This window comes from Bacillus sp. L75, from assembly GCF_003676355.1.
GTDB classification, from domain to species: Bacteria; Bacillota; Bacilli; order Bacillales; family Bacillaceae; genus Bacillus; species Bacillus velezensis.
In genome coordinates, this window is sequence record NZ_ML064907.1 from 1 (window position 1) to 17,755 (window position 17,755).

19 protein-coding genes are annotated in these 17,755 nt (G+C 42.8%); 14 read left to right on the plus strand and 5 right to left on the minus strand.

Features of this window, described 5'->3' with window-relative positions; translation table 11 throughout:
• Positions 1–203: 203 nt before the first annotated feature.
• The 5 genes from thiL to tsaD are packed head-to-tail and all read left to right on the plus strand — an operon-like array spanning position 204 to position 3,842.
• Positions 204–1,181, plus strand: coding sequence for a thiamine-phosphate kinase (gene thiL, locus D5S11_RS12700; RefSeq protein WP_098081094.1), 978 nt, complete (start codon positions 204–206; stop codon positions 1,179–1,181).
• 15 nt (positions 1,182–1,196) lie between these two features.
• Positions 1,197–1,673: a tRNA (adenosine(37)-N6)-threonylcarbamoyltransferase complex ATPase subunit type 1 TsaE gene (gene tsaE, locus D5S11_RS12705; protein WP_025284346.1), complete on the plus strand. Its 477-nt coding sequence runs from the start codon at positions 1,197–1,199 to the stop codon at positions 1,671–1,673.
• Complete coding sequence (gene tsaB, locus D5S11_RS12710; RefSeq protein ID WP_007408854.1) at positions 1,654–2,343, plus strand: tRNA (adenosine(37)-N6)-threonylcarbamoyltransferase complex dimerization subunit type 1 TsaB; 690 nt, start codon at positions 1,654–1,656, stop codon at positions 2,341–2,343. Before tsaE ends, tsaB begins: the two co-directional genes overlap by 20 nt.
• 10 nt (positions 2,344–2,353) lie before the next feature.
• Positions 2,354–2,809 carry a ribosomal protein S18-alanine N-acetyltransferase gene (gene rimI, locus D5S11_RS12715; protein WP_003155993.1) on the plus strand — a complete coding sequence of 152 codons (456 nt, stop codon included), beginning with the start codon at positions 2,354–2,356 and terminating at the stop codon, positions 2,807–2,809.
• Positions 2,802–3,842, plus strand: coding sequence for a tRNA (adenosine(37)-N6)-threonylcarbamoyltransferase complex transferase subunit TsaD (tsaD, locus tag D5S11_RS12720; RefSeq protein WP_047935387.1), 1,041 nt, complete (start codon positions 2,802–2,804; stop codon positions 3,840–3,842). Before rimI ends, tsaD begins: the two co-directional genes overlap by 8 nt.
• A 224-nt stretch (positions 3,843–4,066) precedes the next feature.
• On the opposite strand, the gene D5S11_RS12725 is transcribed toward tsaD, so the two are convergent.
• The gene (locus D5S11_RS12725) at positions 4,067–5,995 is read right to left on the minus strand and encodes an ABC-F family ATP-binding cassette domain-containing protein (RefSeq protein ID WP_020953910.1); all 1,929 of its coding nucleotides are present in this window, start codon (positions 5,993–5,995) and stop codon (positions 4,067–4,069) included.
• 139 nt (positions 5,996–6,134) lie between these two features.
• On the opposite strand from D5S11_RS12725, the gene moaC reads away from it, so the two are divergent.
• The 4 genes from moaC to tatC are packed head-to-tail and all read left to right on the plus strand — an operon-like array spanning position 6,135 to position 8,248.
• On the plus strand, positions 6,135–6,647 hold the full coding sequence (moaC, locus tag D5S11_RS12730) for a cyclic pyranopterin monophosphate synthase MoaC (protein ID WP_003155986.1): 513 nt from the start codon (positions 6,135–6,137) through the stop codon (positions 6,645–6,647).
• Complete coding sequence (locus D5S11_RS12735) at positions 6,644–7,291, plus strand: redox-sensing transcriptional repressor Rex (RefSeq protein ID WP_003155984.1); 648 nt, start codon at positions 6,644–6,646, stop codon at positions 7,289–7,291. Before moaC ends, D5S11_RS12735 begins: the two co-directional genes overlap by 4 nt.
• Before the next feature lie 18 nt (positions 7,292–7,309).
• A complete protein-coding gene (locus tag D5S11_RS12740) occupies positions 7,310–7,480 on the plus strand; it encodes a twin-arginine translocase TatA/TatE family subunit (RefSeq protein ID WP_003155981.1) in 171 nt (56 codons plus the stop codon).
• Between the two features lie 6 nt (positions 7,481–7,486).
• Entirely contained in the window at positions 7,487–8,248 is a 762-nt protein-coding gene (gene tatC / locus D5S11_RS12745; protein WP_108725145.1) for a twin-arginine translocase subunit TatC, read from the plus strand.
• A gap of 38 nt (positions 8,249–8,286) precedes the next feature.
• Here tatC and D5S11_RS12750 read toward each other — a convergent pair whose 3' ends face one another.
• Together D5S11_RS12750 and D5S11_RS12755 are read right to left on the minus strand one after the other, a co-directional pair.
• A complete protein-coding gene (locus D5S11_RS12750; RefSeq protein ID WP_003155975.1) occupies positions 8,287–8,478 on the minus strand; it encodes a YdiK family protein in 192 nt (63 codons plus the stop codon).
• A complete protein-coding gene (locus D5S11_RS12755; protein WP_032867628.1) occupies positions 8,475–9,209 on the minus strand; it encodes a CPBP family intramembrane glutamic endopeptidase in 735 nt (244 codons plus the stop codon). The genes D5S11_RS12750 and D5S11_RS12755 overlap by 4 nt, the downstream gene beginning before the upstream one ends.
• 236 nt (positions 9,210–9,445) lie before the next feature.
• On the opposite strand from D5S11_RS12755, the gene groES reads away from it, so the two are divergent.
• On the plus strand, positions 9,446–9,730 hold the full coding sequence (gene groES, locus D5S11_RS12760; RefSeq protein ID WP_003155970.1) for a co-chaperone GroES: 285 nt from the start codon (positions 9,446–9,448) through the stop codon (positions 9,728–9,730).
• 41 nt (positions 9,731–9,771) lie between these two features.
• Positions 9,772–11,406: a chaperonin GroEL gene (gene groL, locus D5S11_RS12765; protein ID WP_003155941.1), complete on the plus strand. Its 1,635-nt coding sequence runs from the start codon at positions 9,772–9,774 to the stop codon at positions 11,404–11,406.
• Positions 11,407–11,637: 231 nt separating this feature from the next.
• On the opposite strand, the gene cdiI is transcribed toward groL, so the two are convergent.
• A complete protein-coding gene (gene cdiI / locus D5S11_RS12770; RefSeq protein ID WP_020955422.1) occupies positions 11,638–11,997 on the minus strand; it encodes a ribonuclease toxin immunity protein CdiI in 360 nt (119 codons plus the stop codon).
• A gap of 21 nt (positions 11,998–12,018) precedes the next feature.
• Positions 12,019–13,911 carry a T7SS effector LXG polymorphic toxin gene (locus tag D5S11_RS12775; protein WP_108725144.1) on the minus strand — a complete coding sequence of 631 codons (1,893 nt, stop codon included), beginning with the start codon at positions 13,909–13,911 and terminating at the stop codon, positions 12,019–12,021.
• A gap of 417 nt (positions 13,912–14,328) precedes the next feature.
• Between D5S11_RS12775 and D5S11_RS12780 the strand changes: the two genes are divergently transcribed.
• Genes D5S11_RS12780 through D5S11_RS12790 form a run of 3 tightly spaced genes read left to right on the plus strand, consistent with a single transcriptional unit; the run spans position 14,329 to position 17,748 of the window.
• Entirely contained in the window at positions 14,329–14,898 is a 570-nt protein-coding gene (locus D5S11_RS12780) for a restriction endonuclease subunit S (protein WP_108725143.1), read from the plus strand.
• 20 nt (positions 14,899–14,918) lie between these two features.
• The gene (locus D5S11_RS12785) at positions 14,919–16,511 is read left to right on the plus strand and encodes a type I restriction-modification system subunit M (RefSeq protein ID WP_108725142.1); all 1,593 of its coding nucleotides are present in this window, start codon (positions 14,919–14,921) and stop codon (positions 16,509–16,511) included.
• Positions 16,501–17,748, plus strand: a complete 1,248-nt coding sequence (locus tag D5S11_RS12790) for a restriction endonuclease subunit S (RefSeq protein WP_108725141.1) — start codon at positions 16,501–16,503, stop codon at positions 17,746–17,748. Before D5S11_RS12785 ends, D5S11_RS12790 begins: the two co-directional genes overlap by 11 nt.
• Positions 17,749–17,755 lie beyond the last annotated feature (7 nt).

Sequence of the window (17,755 nt, forward strand, 5' to 3'; positions counted from 1 at the left end):
CGAGTCCCGTCCGGACCGCCATTTTTATTGTAAACGAAACGATCATGTTTTCGTTTTTTTTGTGTTTTCTTTTAAATGCTGGCAGCTTGGTATCTAACCAAGCTTTCTTTTATATCGTTAAAGTCTTGGATATTGAAACATAATCCGATACACTAGAAAGAGCTGTATTTCACAAGAGCGTCAGAAAGGGAGACGGGAGATATATGGATGAGTTTGATTTGATTCACAGTATTACGCCGCATTCGCATTATCATCCTTCCGTCGATGTAGGGATCGGTGATGATGGTGCGGTTTATACAGCATCACCCCATATGCAGCAAATTGTCTGCCTTGATACAATGGTGGAGAATGTCCATTTTAAATTAGAGTATTCCTCTCCTCATGATATCGGTTATAAGGCGCTTGCTGTTAACATTAGTGACGTGGCGGCGATGGGAGGCATTCCGAAGTTTTATTTGGTGTCTCTAGCGGTTCCTTCTTGCTGGCAGAAAGCGGACGTCCAGGCAATGTATGAAGGAATGGCGGAACTGGCGAAACTATATCAAATGGATTTGATCGGGGGAGATACCGTCTCCGCTTCCGGTCAAGCCGTAATTACCGTTACTGTCATCGGAGAAGTTGAGAAGGATTGCGCTTGTCTGCGAAGCTCGGCAAGACCCGGAGATGTTGTGTTTGTTACGGGGGATATCGGTTCGTCCGCAGCAGGACTGTCTCTTTTATTGGGAGAAACACTCCCTTCTGCTTTTCATACGACTGATTATTTTATCCAAAAACATAAACGGCCCGTTCCGAGAGTTCAGGTCGGCCGCTTCTGCTCTCAGCTTCAGCGCGCGGCTCTGAATGATATCAGTGACGGATTGGCTAGTGAGCTGCATGAAATAGCTGCGGCAAGTTCAGTTACGATAGAAATTAAAGAACAACTTCTGCCGGTGCATCCGGATTTGCCTGAGGCAGATTCTGAGTGGAAGAAATGGGTGTTATTCGGCGGTGAAGATTTTGAATTGGTTGGAACGGTTTCTCAGCAAGAGTGGACCTCTCTGCTTGATTACTGCACTCAATCGGGCATTCCCATTGCGAAGATAGGAGCGGTAACTGAACGGAAGGAAGCATGTGTTCTTTTGACAGCCAATGATCAGAGACAAATCGTCCTTGAGAAAAAAGGATACAATCATTTTAAATAAGACGGGTGACTCACTTTGAAGACATTACAATGGAGAACGAAAAACCCCGAAGAAACGAAAGCCGTAGCCAAGCTTGCCGCTTCTTTGGCAAAGCCGGGAGACATTTTGACACTGGAAGGCGACTTAGGCGCGGGAAAAACGACTTTTACAAAGGGTTTTGCCGAAGGACTGGGAATCACGAAAGTGGTAAACAGCCCGACTTTTACAATTATAAAAGAATACCATGACGGTTCGCTTCCTCTATATCATATGGATGTGTATCGTATGGAGGATGAAAGCGAAGACTTAGGGCTTGAAGAATATTTTGAGGGACAAGGCGTCTGTTTAATTGAATGGGCTCATTTAATTCAGGATCAGCTGCCTGCTGAACGGCTGCAGATCGTCATCACAAGAGCCGGTGATGAGGCAAGGGACATTACCTTTACGGCTTGCGGAACACGGTATGAAACGCTTTGTGAGGAGATAAATAAACATGACAATACTGGCAATTGATACGTCAAATTACACGTTGGGTGCCGCGCTCGTTCGTGACAAAACGGTGATGGCGGAGTATATTACATATTTAAAAAAGAATCATTCCGTGCGGGCCATGCCTGCTGTCAATTCATTGCTGAAGGATTGCGGCCTAACACCGCAGGACCTTACGAAAATAGCGGTGGCGAAAGGACCGGGATCGTACACAGGTGTCAGAATCGGTGTGACGCTGGCAAAAACATTGGCATGGTCGCTGAAGCTTCCGGTTTCCGCTGTCTCGAGCCTGGAGGTGCTGGCGGCTAACGGACGGCACTTTCAAGGACTGATCTGCCCGTTATTTGATGCCCGGCGCGGACAGGTATATACGGGACTTTATGAATATCAGGACGGCCGATTACAATCCGTTCTTCCTGATCAGAATGTCCTTTTGACTGATTGGCTCGGCATGCTGAAAGAAAAAGCGTCTCCGGTTTTATTTTTAGGACACGATACAGCCATTCATGAAGAAACCATTCTGCATGAATTGACATCTCAAGCAGTGATTGGAACGGCTGCACAGCATAATCCGCGGCCGTCAGAGCTGGCGTTTTTAGGCTTGGAAAAAGAGGAAGCGGATGTCCACAGCCTTGTTCCGGATTATTTGCGTCTGGCAGAGGCTGAAGCGAAATGGATGGAATCTCAAAAATAGGGTGATAGGGATGAAAACGAAAACGGCGATTCGAAGCATGCGTCCGGAAGATATTGATCAAATTTATGAAATTGAAACAGCATCCTTTACTTCTCCGTGGACGAAGGATTCATTTTATCATGAGCTTTTGGAAAATCCGTATGCCCACTACCTTGTCATTGAAAAGGACGGCTGTCTGGCGGGGTATTGCGGAATCTGGATTATTATAGATGACGCGCAGATTACGAACATAGCCATTAAGCCGGAATATCGGGGCCAATCATTGGGAGAAGCGCTGTTTCGCTCTGCGATAGAATTGTGCAGAGAAAAAAAGGCAAGAAGGCTCTCTCTCGAAGTCAGGGTCTCAAATCATCCCGCCCAATCCTTATATAAAAAATTCGGTCTTCAGGCCGGAGGAATCAGAAAACAATACTATACAGATAACGGAGAAGATGCGTTATTAATGTGGGTGACATTACATGAGTGAAAAACAAGATATTTATGTATTAGGAATCGAAACAAGCTGTGATGAAACAGCGGCCTCGGTCGTAAAAAACGGGAATGAAATTATTTCAAACGTTGTCGCTTCTCAAATTGAAAGCCATAAACGTTTCGGCGGGGTCGTGCCTGAAATAGCGTCCAGACATCATGTGGAGCAGATTACCCTTGTGATTGAGGAAGCTCTTTTAAAAGCGGAGATGGGCTTTGATGACCTTGATGCGATTGCCGTAACGGAAGGACCCGGACTTGTCGGAGCCCTGTTAATCGGAGTCAATGCGGCAAAGGCGTTAAGCTTTGCCCATCAAATACCGCTAGTCGGCGTCCATCACATCGCGGGCCATATTTATGCAAACAGGCTGATAGGAGAGCTTCAATTCCCGGCGCTTGCTTTGGTTGTGTCAGGCGGACATACGGAATTGGTTTATATGAAAGAGCACGGTTCATTCGAGGTTATCGGTGAAACGCTGGATGATGCCGCAGGCGAAGCTTACGATAAAGTGGCAAGAACGATGGGGCTTCCTTATCCGGGAGGGCCGCAGATTGATAAGCTGGCTGCTGTGGGAACGGATTCCATTCCGCTTCCGCGTGCGTGGCTGGAAGAAGGGTCTTACAATTTCAGCTTCAGCGGCCTGAAGTCAGCCGTGATTAACACGCTTCATAACGCCTCGCAAAAAAATGAGGTGATTCCTCCGGAGGATCTTGCCGCAAGCTTTCAGCAGAGTGTCATTGATGTACTGACGGCAAAAACCTCTAAGGCCGCGAAAGAATACGGGGTTAAACAAGTGCTGCTGGCAGGGGGCGTAGCCGCTAACAAAGGGCTGAGAGCCGCACTGCAGCAGGAATTCAGCCATTCGGGAGATCCCGAGCTTATCATCCCGCCGCTTTCTTTATGCACGGACAATGCAGCGATGATTGCGGCTGCCGGAACCGTTGCTTTTGAAAAGGGGATTCGGGGTTCATACGATATGAACGGACAGCCCGGTTTGGAATTAACATCTTTTGATCGTCTCACGTTGTAAAACGTGAGGCTTTTTTTTTACTTATTAACAGATAATTCTAACATATCCACAGGATTGTGAATATATCCAGAAATCCAGGCTGGATAAGGGGCTGTAAGTTGTTAGTAAAGTGGATAAAGTCAGAAAATTTTGTGGATAGTGTGTATAACACGCTTACTTACATGGCTGACAAGGAGGATAGCTGTGGATAAAAAAGCACCCCTTAAAGAGGTGCTTGACTTTTTCTATTCTTCTGAGGAGAGTTCCTCCCATTCTGCTAATAAGTTTTCGAGCTCTTGATTCAGAGCTTCATTCTCCGCGTGAATGGTCTGTACCTTTTCATGATCCTGATACACGTCAGGATCGCACAGCAGCTCCTCATTGGCGCTGATTTTCTCTTCGGCGGATGAGACGGCTGCTTCAATTTCTTCAATGCGTCTCAGGCGCTGCCGTTCTTTCTTCTTCCATTCTTTTTCTTCCTCGTAAGTTCTTTTCGTATCCTGTTTAACCTTGCCGGCAGGCTGAGCCTGCTCCTTTTCCTGCCGCTTCATTTCTTCCAGTTCCAGCTGCTGGGCTTTTTTCTCGGTGTAATAGTCATAGTCACCCAAATATTCTTCTGCATGATCCGGAGACAGCTCCAGCACCCTTGTGGCGATCCTGTTAATAAAGTAGCGGTCATGCGATACAAATAACAGTGTTCCCGGGTAGTCGATCAGGGCGTTTTCCAGCACCTCTTTACTGTCCAGGTCAAGGTGGTTTGTCGGTTCATCAAGGATGAGAAAGTTTGCTTTTTGCAGCATCAGCTTGGCAAGCGCGACTCTTGCTTTCTCCCCGCCGCTTAACGAGCGGACCGGTTTCAGGACATCGTCTCCGCTGAACAGGAAGTTGCCGAGGCATGTTCTGATCTCTTTTTCCGGCATGTCCGGATATTCATCCCACAGCTCGTCCAGCACGCGTTTGGACGAGGTCAGTTCAGCCTGCTCCTGATCGTAATAGCCGATTGTGACATTGGAACCGTACGTGATCGACCCGGATTCCGGGCTGATCGTGTTCATAATGGTTTTCAGCAAGGTTGATTTGCCGATTCCGTTCGGTCCGACGAGGGCGGCGCTTTCGCCTCTTGTAATGCCGAAGGTCAGGTTTTTCAAGAGCGGCGGCTGGCCGTCATAGCTGATGGAAACATCCTGTACGCGCAGGACGTCGTTTCCGCTCTGTTTTGTAATGTCAAAACGGAAGGCGGCTGATTTTTCATCCCCGAGCGGCTTTGCCATGACGTCCATCCGTTCAAGCTGTTTTCTTCTGCTTTGGGCTCTTTTCGTTGTAGAAGCTCTGGCCAGATTGCGGTCGACAAAATCTTGAAGCTTGGCGATTTCGTCCTGCTGTTTTTCGTACAGCTTCAGGTCTTTCTCATACTGCTCGGCTTTTTGCTCTAAATAGGCGCTGTAGTTGCCGAGGTATTTTTTGCTTTCTGTCCGTGAGACCTCGTACACTTGGCTGACGACTTTATCAAGAAAGTATCTGTCGTGGGAAACGATCAGGATTGCGCCTGAATATCCCTGTAAATAATGCTCAAGCCATGTAAGCGTATCGATGTCGAGATGGTTCGTCGGTTCATCCAGAATAAGCAGATCAGGCTGGGTCAGCAGCAGTTTTCCGAGCGCAAGCCTTGTTTTCTGACCGCCGCTCAGGCTTTGCACTTTCACGGAATCGTCAAATTTTCCGAAGCCGAGTCCGTGAAGGATAGATCGGACGTCCGCTTCATATTGATAGCCGCCTTTATCCTTGAAATCCTGCTGAAGCCTGTCATAGGTTTTCATCAGCGTCTCAAGCTCCGCGGGGGCGGCCGTGGCCATCTTTTCTTCAATAGAGCGCATTTCTTTTTCCATTGCTTTCAGGAAATCAAAAACACTCAGCAGTTCTTCTTTTATGGTAAGCTGGGATTCCAAGCCTGTGTGCTGGGCGAGATATCCCATCGTTAATTCTTTCGGTTTGATTAATTCACCCTTTTCATATGAAAGGTGACCTGCGATAATTTTAAGGAGAGTTGATTTGCCGGCTCCGTTTCTGCCTACTATGGCGATGCGATCCCGAGATCTGACTTCAAGCTTTATATTGTTTAAAATAGGATCAGCGCCAAAAGATTTGGATAGCTGATTAATTTGTAAGATCATCATATTATTTCACCTCTGTTATAATAAGTTAAGTGTAGCTTATCAATCTGCTGTCAGCAAACAATACATCAGAATTGGAACATTATAGGATAAGACATCAGGGAGAAAATAGTGTATGATCAGAAGTAAGGAGAGTTTAAATATGAATGGATTTTCTCATTTTAATGAAGAAGGCCGTGCCCGCATGGTGGATATAAGCGATAAATCTTCAACAGTCCGTACTGCCGCTGCGATATCCAGCGTACACATGAAGCATGACGTGTACAGCAGAATCAAAAACCGCGAGATCGGAAAAGGAGACGTGCTGGCTGTCGCACAGGTGGCAGGAATTATGGCCGCAAAGCAGACGTCAGCGATTATCCCGATGTGCCACCCGCTTTCTTTAAGCAGCGTCGACATTTCATTCGGCTGGGAGGAAAAGGATTCCGAAGCCGTTCTTCATATACAGGCAAGCGTAAAAACGAAAGGGAGTACAGGTGTGGAAATGGAAGCGCTAACTTCCGCTTCAGTCTGCGCTTTGACCGTTTATGACATGTGCAAGGCGCTGGATAAAGGAATGGTCATCGGCCCGACCTGCCTCATGGAAAAGACAGGAGGCAAAAACGGTGATTTTAAAAGAGATGCATCTGAGTATAAAGTGGAGGACCAATCATGAACAAGGATCAATCAAAAATTCCACAGGCGACGGCAAAACGGCTGCCGCTTTATTATCGCTTTTTAAAGAATTTACACGCGTCAGGAAAACAGCGCGTTTCATCCGCTGAACTGAGCGACGCGGTAAAAGTCGATTCGGCCACGATCCGCCGGGATTTTTCCTATTTCGGGGCGCTCGGCAAAAAAGGATACGGCTATAATGTGGATTACCTGCTGTCATTTTTCAGAAAAACACTGGATCAGGATGAAACGACGAACGTCATTTTGATCGGTGTCGGGAATTTAGGGACGGCGTTTCTTCACTATAATTTCACAAAAAATAATAACACAAAAATATCTATGGCTTTTGATGTGAATCAGAGTAAAATAGGAACTGAGGTAGGCGGTGTGCCTGTCTTTGATCTTAATGATTTAGAGCTTCACATTAAGGATGAACCCGTGGCGATTCTTACCGTTCCTGCGGTTGCCGCCCAGTCAATCACCGACCGGCTCGTGTCGCTCGGAATCAAGGGAATCCTTAACTTTACGCCGGCCCGTTTGAATGTGCCGGATCACATTCGAATTCATCATATAGATTTAGCTGTAGAGCTTCAATCATTGGTTTATTTCTTGAAGCATTATTCTGTTTTGGAAGAAATTGAATAGCGAAAGGAGGAGCTGCACATGATCGGTCCTGGAAGCCTGGCGGTTATCGGTGTGGTAGCGGTGATTATTTTCGGTCCGAAGAAGCTTCCCGAATTAGGAAAAGCGGCGGGGGACACGCTTCGTGAATTTAAGAACGCTACTAAGGGATTAGCCGGTGAAGAAGAGGAAAAAAAGAAAGAAGAACAGTAAGATAGGATGACGCGTATGAGAGTGAATCAAATGACGCTTGTGGAGCATATTGCCGAACTTCGGAAACGATTGCTGATTGTGGCGTTATCCTTTACGGTTTTCTTTATTGCCGGCTTTTTTCTGGCAAAACCTATCATTGTGTATCTTCAAAAAGCCGATGAAGTAAAAGAGCTCACCCTTAATGCTTTTAACCTGACGGATCCGCTGTTTATCTTTTTGCAGTTCGCGTTTATCATCGGCATCATTTTGACTTCGCCGATTATTCTCTATCAGATTTGGGCGTTTGTCAGCCCGGGTCTGTATGAGAAGGAGCGCAAAGTAACACTCAGCTATATTCCGATTTCGATCGTGCTGTTTGTCGGCGGTGTGTCGTTTTCTTATTATATTTTATTTCCGCTGGTCGTTGATTTTATGAAGCGGGTTTCGAATGACCTGGATGTCAACCAGGTGATCGGGATCACCGAGTACTTTCATTTTCTGCTGCAGCTGACGATTCCGTTTGGGCTGCTGTTTCAGATGCCGGTGCTGATCATGTTTTTAACGAGACTCGGTGTTATCACGCCGATGTTTTTATCGAAGATCAGGAAGTACGCGTATTTTGTGCTGCTTGTGATCGCCGCGATGATTGCGCCGCCTGAGCTGCTGTCTCACTTGATGATTACCATTCCGCTTTGCATTTTATATGAGATCAGCATTCTTATCTCAAAAGCGGCGTATCGGAAAAGGCAGAACGGCAGCAGCGAATCCGATCAGGACGTATCAGCATAAAAAAAGCCATTTCTCAATGATGAGAAATGGCTTTTCTTTTATTTTTGATTTTTTTTCACTTTAAATGAGAAAGCGAACATTTTAAACGAGATGCTGATATTATAAGCGGCGAAAACCATCAGCAGTATGGAATAAAAAGACCACATGCTTCCCGGAGAGCTTGCGGCCAAATACGTAAAGATACAGCCGACTGCGAAATAAATCAAGCCCCAAGTCATTGGGTTCCTCATACAAACAATCCTCCAATAATTAATTGCATTTGCTCACTATGCTGTTCAATATATTTTTGGGCGGGGCCGAGCTGCATGACCACGACAATGGTATTCATCATGACATGGGCGAATATCGGCACAATAATCCGTTTCGTCTGCACATACAAGAACGCAAAGGTAAAGCCCATGGCCGTATACAGCAGCAGGTGCGTGAGGTCTTGATGCACAATGCCGAAAATGACGGAACTGACTAGTCCGGCGATAAAGAAATTCGTTTTTTCATATAATACACCGAAAATGATCTTCCGGAAAATGATTTCTTCAAGAATCGGCCCGACGATAGAAGAAACGATAATCATGAGCGGCATGGCTTTAATAATGCTGAGAATGGCTTTCGTGTTTTCGGAACCGCTGCCCACATGAAAGACATACTGCTCAATCATCCCGGCGATTCCCTGAGAAAATAAAGCGAGCCATATTCCCGCGACCGCCCAGAGAACGGACATGCCGGCGGATGCTTTCTTCCCGTTTCTTAATGTCTGCTTCGGCGCGGTTCTCAAAATCAAGAGAACGATAATCAGGCAGATAAAAAAGCTTACGACGGAATAAATCCCCTGAGCCATGGTGAGGTTCGCATTCGTAGGGTGTCCGCCCGCATAGCCGAATTTGTACATTAAAGGAATGCCGATCAATGCGGAAAGCTGCATGATAACATATGTCAAAATGATATACCAATACTGTTTTCTCAAATGATATGTACTCCTTTATCCTATAAAATCAACTTATTTGTTCTTATTGTAACACAAGTGAACTTGACGTGAAAAAAGGAGAAAATCAGTGTGAGAGAGAATCATGTAAGCGTGAAAATTTTTTATTCTTATGACTTGAAATTGGAAGTGAGATTCTTTATTATAATAACTGTGTTAGCACTCTTTAGAGCTGAGTGCTAAAATTACATATTCATACTATTGAGGAGGTTATTACATTGTTAAAGCCATTAGGTGATCGCGTTGTCATTGAACTCGTAGAATCTGAAGAAAAAACTGCCAGCGGAATCGTATTACCGGATTCTGCAAAAGAAAAGCCGCAAGAAGGCAAAATCGTGGCAGCCGGTTCAGGTCGCGTGTTGGAAAGCGGAGAGCGCGTTGCTTTAGAAGTAAAAGAGGGCGACCGCATTATCTTCTCAAAATACGCCGGTACTGAAGTGAAATACGAAGGTACTGAATACTTAATCTTACGTGAAAGCGACATTTTAGCTGTAATCGGCTAAGCAAATAAATATTTTTAAAAATTCGAGGAGGTTTCGTTAACATGGCAAAAGATATTAAGTTTAGTGAAGAAGCACGCCGCGCTATGCTTCGCGGTGTCGATGCGCTTGCTGACGCTGTAAAAGTAACTTTAGGGCCAAAAGGACGCAACGTGGTTCTGGAGAAAAAATTCGGTTCTCCGTTAATTACAAATGACGGTGTGACAATCGCAAAAGAAATTGAACTTGAAGATGCGTTTGAAAACATGGGTGCGAAGCTTGTAGCTGAAGTAGCCAGCAAAACAAACGACGTTGCCGGTGACGGTACGACGACTGCGACTGTACTTGCGCAGGCTATGATCCGCGAAGGCCTTAAAAACGTAACTGCGGGGGCTAACCCTGTCGGTGTGCGTAAAGGTATGGAACAAGCCGTGACTGTAGCAATCGAAAACTTAAAAGAAATTTCTAAGCCGATCGAAGGCAAAGAGTCTATCGCTCAGGTTGCTGCGATCTCTGCTGCTGATGAGGAAGTCGGAAGCCTTATCGCTGAAGCAATGGAGCGCGTAGGAAACGACGGCGTTATCACAATCGAAGAGTCTAAAGGATTCACAACTGAGCTTGAAGTTGTTGAAGGTATGCAATTCGACCGCGGATATGCGTCACCTTACATGGTGACTGACTCTGATAAGATGGAAGCGGTTCTTGACAATCCTTACATCTTAATCACAGACAAAAAAATCACAAACATTCAAGAAATCCTTCCTGTGCTTGAGCAAGTTGTACAGCAAGGCAAACCATTGCTTCTGATCGCTGAAGATGTTGAAGGTGAAGCTCTTGCTACACTCGTTGTCAACAAACTTCGCGGCACATTCAACGCTGTTGCCGTTAAAGCTCCTGGCTTCGGTGACCGCCGTAAAGCAATGCTTGAAGACATCTCTGTTCTTACAGGCGGAGAAGTAATCACAGAAGACTTAGGCCTTGACCTGAAATCTACTGAAATCGGACAATTGGGACGCGCTTCTAAAGTTGTGGTAACGAAAGAAAACACAACAATCGTAGAAGGCGCCGGCGACACTGAAAAAATCGCTGCACGCGTCAACCAAATCCGCGCTCAAGTGGAAGAAACAACTTCTGAATTCGACAGAGAAAAATTACAAGAGCGTCTTGCGAAACTTGCCGGCGGCGTAGCTGTCATCAAAGTCGGCGCTGCGACTGAAACTGAGCTGAAAGAGCGTAAACTTCGCATCGAAGACGCACTCAACTCAACTCGCGCAGCTGTTGAAGAAGGCATCGTATCCGGCGGTGGTACAGCGCTAGTCAACGTATACAACAAAGTCGCTGCAGTGGAAGCTGAAGGCGATGCGCAAACAGGTATCAACATCGTGCTTCGCGCGCTTGAAGAGCCGATCCGTCAAATCGCGCACAATGCAGGTCTTGAAGGATCTGTCATCGTTGAGCGCCTGAAAAACGAAAAAATCGGCGTAGGCTTCAACGCTGCAACTGGCGAATGGGTAAACATGATCGAAAAAGGTATCGTTGACCCGACAAAAGTGACGCGTTCTGCTCTGCAAAACGCAGCTTCTGTAGCAGCAATGCTCCTGACAACTGAAGCCGTTGTCGCTGACAAACCGGAAGAAAACGCCGGCGGCGCAGGAATGCCTGACATGGGCGGCATGGGCGGTATGGGCGGAATGATGTAAACCGACAAAAAACCCTTGGTTTACAAGGGTTGTCGGCAACGGATGTCATTTTTAATGCCCTCTTGATGCCATTTATAAATTTTTTGAGGCTTCTCATGAGTTCACTGAACTTGTGAGAAGCTTCTTTTTTTCTGTCTTGCGGGCTTTCGATTAAATTATGTAATCGATTAAAGCTTCAAATTCAAAACAAAAAACATAGCATGTTCATCAATGAAATATTAACAGCTTTTCCTATAGCTTAATATTATATTTGTCTATAATTTTTTGCATGTATTCTTCTACGTCTGGTTTATTTTCTGGGTGTCGTTCTAGATATTGATCAACAATTTTATTTAAATATTTATAGAAATTTTCGTAATCTAAAATTACTTCTTCATCTTCTTTGACTGCTGGGTAGTCGAAATAAAAAGCAATACCTTCATCTCCAAAGTAATCATCTTCCCACTCTTCGTAGTCATCAGCAAATACACACCAGACATTCTCTATACCATAACCTTCCCCGTTGGAAAATTTCTCTAAAATTCGTAAAAAACGTTCATCACCCATCACCTGAAAAAAGTAGTTAATTAAATCTTTACTTTTATTATCCATTTCATTTTCACTCCGAATTATTTAATCATTTAAAGTTGGGAAAAAATTTGTTATTTCTCCAGTTGCTTCATCAATATAACCTTCAAACTTAAGACCATTTTTAGCGTATCCAGTTACTTTTCTCCCGACTACTTCTCCATTTTTCATTGCTTCTTCTCCCCACTGCAACATTTGTTCGTTTGAAATCTTCTCGGGATCATAAACTGTCTTTGGAGTACGAACTTTTTTTAGTTCTCCAGGTTTGATATTTCCCTCTCTATCTAATGCAGGTAATCCATATTCAATTTCATAGATACCATCAATTGTGGGGTGTTCCCTTTTTGAAATTATACAACTCTCTAAATCCCAACCCTTCTCAATAAATGCCTTCTCAAAATTCTGTAGGTTATGACCGCCGACAATACCTTTATTTTTCTTTCTGACTATATCTTCTACTTCAACTAAATGGGTATCATATCCTTGCCTAAAAGTAACATTTATTTTGGAAAAAGCATTATTTTTTTCTTCTTCAATTATACTTTTTAACAATGGTGTGTTTTTAACATTGTGAGTATTCTCGATATCTTGTGCAATTCCTACAAGTGCAGGTTCATATCTGTTTTTAAAAAAGGGATTAAAGAAATTGTTGCCTTTTGTAATTCCTTTATTCACATGAGCAGCAGCTGTTCCGCTCTCAACCACTTTACCTACTTTAGAAAGCTTGGCAGTGGTTTGCACTGCGGCACCTGCACCTTTTGGACCAACGATATTACCGACCGCATAACTGATATAATGTGCTCTTGTGTATGCATCGCCATTTATCATTTTATCATTCCATGAATCGACGATGTTTTTCCAAATTACTTTAGGGTAGGAGGGGACACTTAAGACTGTTGTAATCGTTTTTGTAAGTTTTAGTTCAATAGGGAGTTGTGAAAATTCCCATGCGCCCACAACCAAGTCCTTGATGCCATATATCGTATCATCAATCGCATCGTTAAGCCCATCATTAACCCCATCGATGATATCCAATGCCGTTTTACCTGCGTTGATCACACTTTCACCGACAGCCTTCAGCTGTTTTGCTTGTTCAAGCTGTACCACATACTGAAGCTGTTCAGGGGTAAGACTCTCATACCCGACCTTCTTGGCAATTTCTAAGTATTCATCCGGGTCCGTCACTCCGTCAGCCAGTTTCTTCTTCAATTCTTTGATTTCTCGTTCTTTTGCTTCATCTTTCTTGATCTTCAGATAAGCTTCAGTCTGTTTCTCGATATCGCCTTTCTTCTTATGTATGTTACTTTCTCGATAAGCATTGGCATTGTAGTGAATGGGTGTAGCATTCTTGCCCTTGCCTGTAGATTCCTCAAGCTTTTGGAAGTCTTTCTTGATGAATTGCTCGATTGGCTCTGACTGGGCATATTCAGTAACAAGTGCTTCGTCCACGCTTCCTAATTTATCGACTGTTTTTTTACGTTTGTCCTCTGCATCTGCAAGTTCGTCTTTGAAGTCTTCTGTCGAGAACAAATCAAGCGGAAGAATATCATTGATATCAAGCAGGATATCTTTCATTGCTTTCTTTTGTTCAGACATAATGGATTTTGACTTGGTGTAGGCGTTAGCCAGTTCGTGTTCCAGGAAGGATTCTTCTATGTATGCGTCAGACAAGCTGGCGTCCTCTAAAGCGCCTGAAAGGCTTGTTAAAAAAGCAATCTTCATATCAATTAGATCAATCCAATTGTCAGCCACACCAGCGTGATCATGATAAAATGCTTTGATGTTGTCAGCGCCTTTTCCGGAAAACTCACTGTCATCTAAATCAGCTACGGCTTTGAAGGCTTTTTTAAGATTGACCATCTGGCTTCTTAATTCTTTGTATTCTTTTGCACGTTTATCTGCTTCTGAAAGCAGTGTTTTGGCTTCAAATACTTTCATATTCATATCCTTTCATTTAAATAGATCAACAAGATTTTACCATGGGAAAATGAAGAAACAGACGAAATGTGATACAAAAGTGTGAAATGATCAATTTGATCTGTGCCATTTTACCTGTATGAATCACTTTTTGGGAGACTGGCAATGTCGTTAGACGGTTCCAGTTGGATGTAAAGCTGACGGCTTTGATGAATCTAAGAAAAAGCGAAAATTGAAGAAGCGCTATTAATGAAAAGGATCCATCTTTTATTAGGATCTCAGAGTCGAGAAAATTTCTATACCCTGTTTGCTTACATTTGGTGGTGTAATTCTTAAAAAGTACATAAAAGATGTTGACGGAGTATTTTTGAAGTGATAAGATTCAATGGTGATGAAAATCAGTAATTTTAAAGAATTACTTTTTGAAGAGGGCGGGATATGCGACTTGAAGAGATTGTGACGGTTAAAATAGGGAGAAATCTTTCTAGAGGACATGAGAAAAATGATCCGACATTAGTTGCTTATACATATGAGGATTTAATAAATGATTTAGATGGCTCGTTTCTAGACTCACAAGTTAGATCTGGTGCTGAACAATCAAATCATAAAGAAAGCTATTTGAGCAGTGCCGGAGATGTTGTTTTCAGCTTTGTTAGTTCCAAGGCTGGGATCGTGAGTAACTTACATCAGGGAAAGGTCATAAACCAAAATTTTGCGAAACTCATGATTGAACACAATGATTTGGATAGTCGATATTTATGTTATGCATTAAATGAGTCGCACACAATGAAAAAGCAAATGGCTATTTCCATGCAAGGAAGTACTGTACCAAAATTAACTCCAGCGATATTAAAAGAATTGGAGATTGAATTACCAAGTATTGAGAAACAACGGATGATTGGAAATGCTTATTTCTGTTTGAGAAAGCGTCAAGCTTTGGCGAAGAAACAAGCGGAACTTGAAGAGCAACTTTATTTAGAGGCATTGAAGAGATTAGACCAACAATAGAAAAAGTGAGGAACACAACTATGGCTGAATTACACTCAAAATTATTTAGTGCCGCAGACAACTTGCGAAGCAAAATGGATGCATCAGAATACAAAAACTACTTATTGGGATTGATCTTTTACAAATACTTGTCTGATAAGTTATTAGAAAAAGTCGTTGAAATCGCAGATGAATCGCTAGAAGAATACAACACTCAAGAAAAACAAACGCAGTTGTACCGGAATTTATTAGCGGATGAAGAGATCAAAAATGATTTGATCGAGACGTTAGTCGATACATTAGGTTATGATATTGCACCAAAGCATTTATTCAATGTATTAGCCAATCAAGCGAAACAAAATACATTTCAGCTTAATGACTTGAATAAAGCATTTATCGAGTTGTCCACGAAGTATGACCAATTCAACGGTCTGTTTGATGATGTGGATTTGATATCAAAAAAACTGGGATCAGATGATCAACAGCGAAACATTACGATTACTGAAGTATTGAAGAAACTAAATGATGTCAATGTAATCGGTCATGACGGAGATGTCATTGGGGATGCCTATGAGTACTTAATTGGTCAATTTGCCTCTGAAGCTGGTAAGAAAGCAGGGGAATTTTACACACCTCATCAAGTATCTGACATGATGGCGCGTATTGCCGCAATCGGTCAAGAAGACAAAAAATTATTTAGCGTATTCGACCCAACGATGGGTTCTGGTTCTTTAATGTTAAATATTCGAAACTATATTCATCATCCAGAAAGTATAAAATACCACGGGCAAGAGCTAAACACAACGACGTTTAACCTAGCGAAAATGAACTTGATCTTGCATGGTGTGAATAAAGAAGATATGCGATTACGCAATGGAGATACATTGAACAAAGATTGGCCGACAGATGAGCCATATACGTTTGATTCTGTTCTGATGAATCCGCCGTACTCTGCCAAATGGTCTGCGGATGCTACATTTTTAGATGATTCACGTTTCAATCGTTACGGCAAGTTAGCGCCAAAATCAAAAGCCGATTTTGCTTTTCTTTTACATGGGTTCTACCATTTGAAAGATTCGGGCACAATGGCCATCGTCTTACCGCATGGGGTCCTGTTCCGTGGAGCGGCAGAGGGTGTAATACGCAAAAAATTATTGGAAGATGGCAGTATTGATGCCGTGATTGGTATGCCAGGTAACTTATTCTTTGGCACATCGATTCCAACAACAGTCATCATCTTGAAGAAAAATCGCAGCACTCGTGATGTGTTATTTATTGATGCAAGTAAAGAGTTTATAAAAGGAAAGAACCAAAATAAACTTTCCAATGAAAACATTGATAAGATTGTAGAAACATATAAGAAGCGAGAAGACGTTGAGAAATATGCTCACGTTGCAACTTTCGATGAAATCAAAGAGAATGATTTTAATTTGAACATTCCTCGATACGTAGATACCTTTGAAGAAGAAGAACCTGTGGATATGGCTGCGATTGGTGCATCTATCAAAGATATTCGAAAAGAAAAAGCGGAATTAGAGTCTAGCCTATATGACATGATTTCTTCGCTACAATATGATGAAGAAAATGCTGAATGGATCAAGGGTGCGTTAGAGGTGTTTAATCGTGGGAAATAAACGAACACCAGAGATTCGATTTTCAGGATATAGTGGGGATTGGGAAAAGCGTAAGTTGGGCGAGATTTCAGAAAAAGTAACTGAGAAGAATAAAAATAATATCTATTCTGAAACTCTGACTAATTCAGCTGAGTTTGGAATCATAAATCAACGTGATTTTTTTGATAAGGATATTTCAAACGAAAAGAATTTAGATGGTTATTATGTTGTTCGGCCAGATGATTTTGTTTACAATCCGAGGATTTCCAATCTCGCTCCAGTAGGTCCAATTAAGCGAAATAAGTTAGGAAGAACTGGCGTAATGTCGCCTCTTTATTATGTATTCCGTACACATGGCGTTGATAAAATATATTTAGAAAAATATTTCTCATCCAATAGTTGGCATATATTTATGAAATTGAATGGAGACTCCGGTGCACGATCAGACAGATTTGCTATCAAAGATTCTTTATTTCGTGAAATGCCTATTCCGATCCCTTCGATCGAAGAACAAACTAAAATCGGAGACTTTTTTAAACAACTAGACGACACGATCGCTCTTCATCAGCAAGAACTAACCACCCTCAAACAAACAAAACAGGGATTCTTGCAAAAGATGTTTCCAAAAGAAGGGGAGTCTGTGCCGGAGATTCGGTTTCCGGGGTTTGATGGAGAGTGGGAAGAGCACAAGTTAGATTCAATTGTGGATAGAGTAAAATCATATTCTTTATCTCGTGATGTCGAGACGACTGAATATACAGGATACAAATATATACATTATGGTGACATCCATACAAAAGTTGCCGATATAATAGATGAGTTTAGCGATTTGCCAAATATTAAAGCTGGAAACTATGAACTTCTGAAAAAAGGAGATTTAGTATTAGCTGATGCTTCAGAAGATTACCAAGGAATAGCCGCACCTGCAGTAATTACTATAGATGTGCCATACAAATTAGTTTCTGGACTTCATACGATAGCTTTGAGACCGAAGCAAATAGATTCTTTGTTTCTTTACTATTTGATTAACTCCCAAACTTTTAGGAAGTATGGTTATAAGGCTGGAACAGGAATGAAGGTATTTGGAATTAGCGCAACAAACCTTTTAAGGTTCGAAAGTTTGTTCCCAACATTTGAAGAACAAACCAAAATGGGCAACTTCTTCAAACGACTAGACGACACCATCGCCCTTCACCAACGAGGATTAGACGCCTTAAAAGAAACGAAAAAAGCTTTCCTACAAAAGATGTTTGTCTAACGAATAA

Coding starts and splice junctions, on each gene's coding strand:
- thiL (WP_098081094.1), top strand. CDS start 204: ATGGATGAGTTTGATTTGATTCACAGTATTACGCCGCATTCGCATTAT.
- tsaB (WP_007408854.1), top strand. CDS start 1,654: ATGACAATACTGGCAATTGATACGTCAAATTACACGTTGGGTGCCGCG.
- rimI (WP_003155993.1), top strand. CDS start 2,354: ATGAAAACGAAAACGGCGATTCGAAGCATGCGTCCGGAAGATATTGAT.
- tsaD (WP_047935387.1), top strand. CDS start 2,802: ATGAGTGAAAAACAAGATATTTATGTATTAGGAATCGAAACAAGCTGT.
- D5S11_RS12725 (WP_020953910.1), bottom strand. CDS start 5,995: ATGATGATCTTACAAATTAATCAGCTATCCAAATCTTTTGGCGCTGAT.
- moaC (WP_003155986.1), top strand. CDS start 6,135: ATGAATGGATTTTCTCATTTTAATGAAGAAGGCCGTGCCCGCATGGTG.
- D5S11_RS12735 (WP_003155984.1), top strand. CDS start 6,644: ATGAACAAGGATCAATCAAAAATTCCACAGGCGACGGCAAAACGGCTG.
- D5S11_RS12740 (WP_003155981.1), top strand. CDS start 7,310: ATGATCGGTCCTGGAAGCCTGGCGGTTATCGGTGTGGTAGCGGTGATT.
- tatC (WP_108725145.1), top strand. CDS start 7,487: ATGACGCGTATGAGAGTGAATCAAATGACGCTTGTGGAGCATATTGCC.
- D5S11_RS12750 (WP_003155975.1), bottom strand. CDS start 8,478: ATGAGGAACCCAATGACTTGGGGCTTGATTTATTTCGCAGTCGGCTGT.
- groL (WP_003155941.1), top strand. CDS start 9,772: ATGGCAAAAGATATTAAGTTTAGTGAAGAAGCACGCCGCGCTATGCTT.
- cdiI (WP_020955422.1), bottom strand. CDS start 11,997: ATGGATAATAAAAGTAAAGATTTAATTAACTACTTTTTTCAGGTGATG.
- D5S11_RS12775 (WP_108725144.1), bottom strand. CDS start 13,911: ATGAAAGTATTTGAAGCCAAAACACTGCTTTCAGAAGCAGATAAACGT.
- D5S11_RS12780 (WP_108725143.1), top strand. CDS start 14,329: ATGCGACTTGAAGAGATTGTGACGGTTAAAATAGGGAGAAATCTTTCT.
- D5S11_RS12785 (WP_108725142.1), top strand. CDS start 14,919: ATGGCTGAATTACACTCAAAATTATTTAGTGCCGCAGACAACTTGCGA.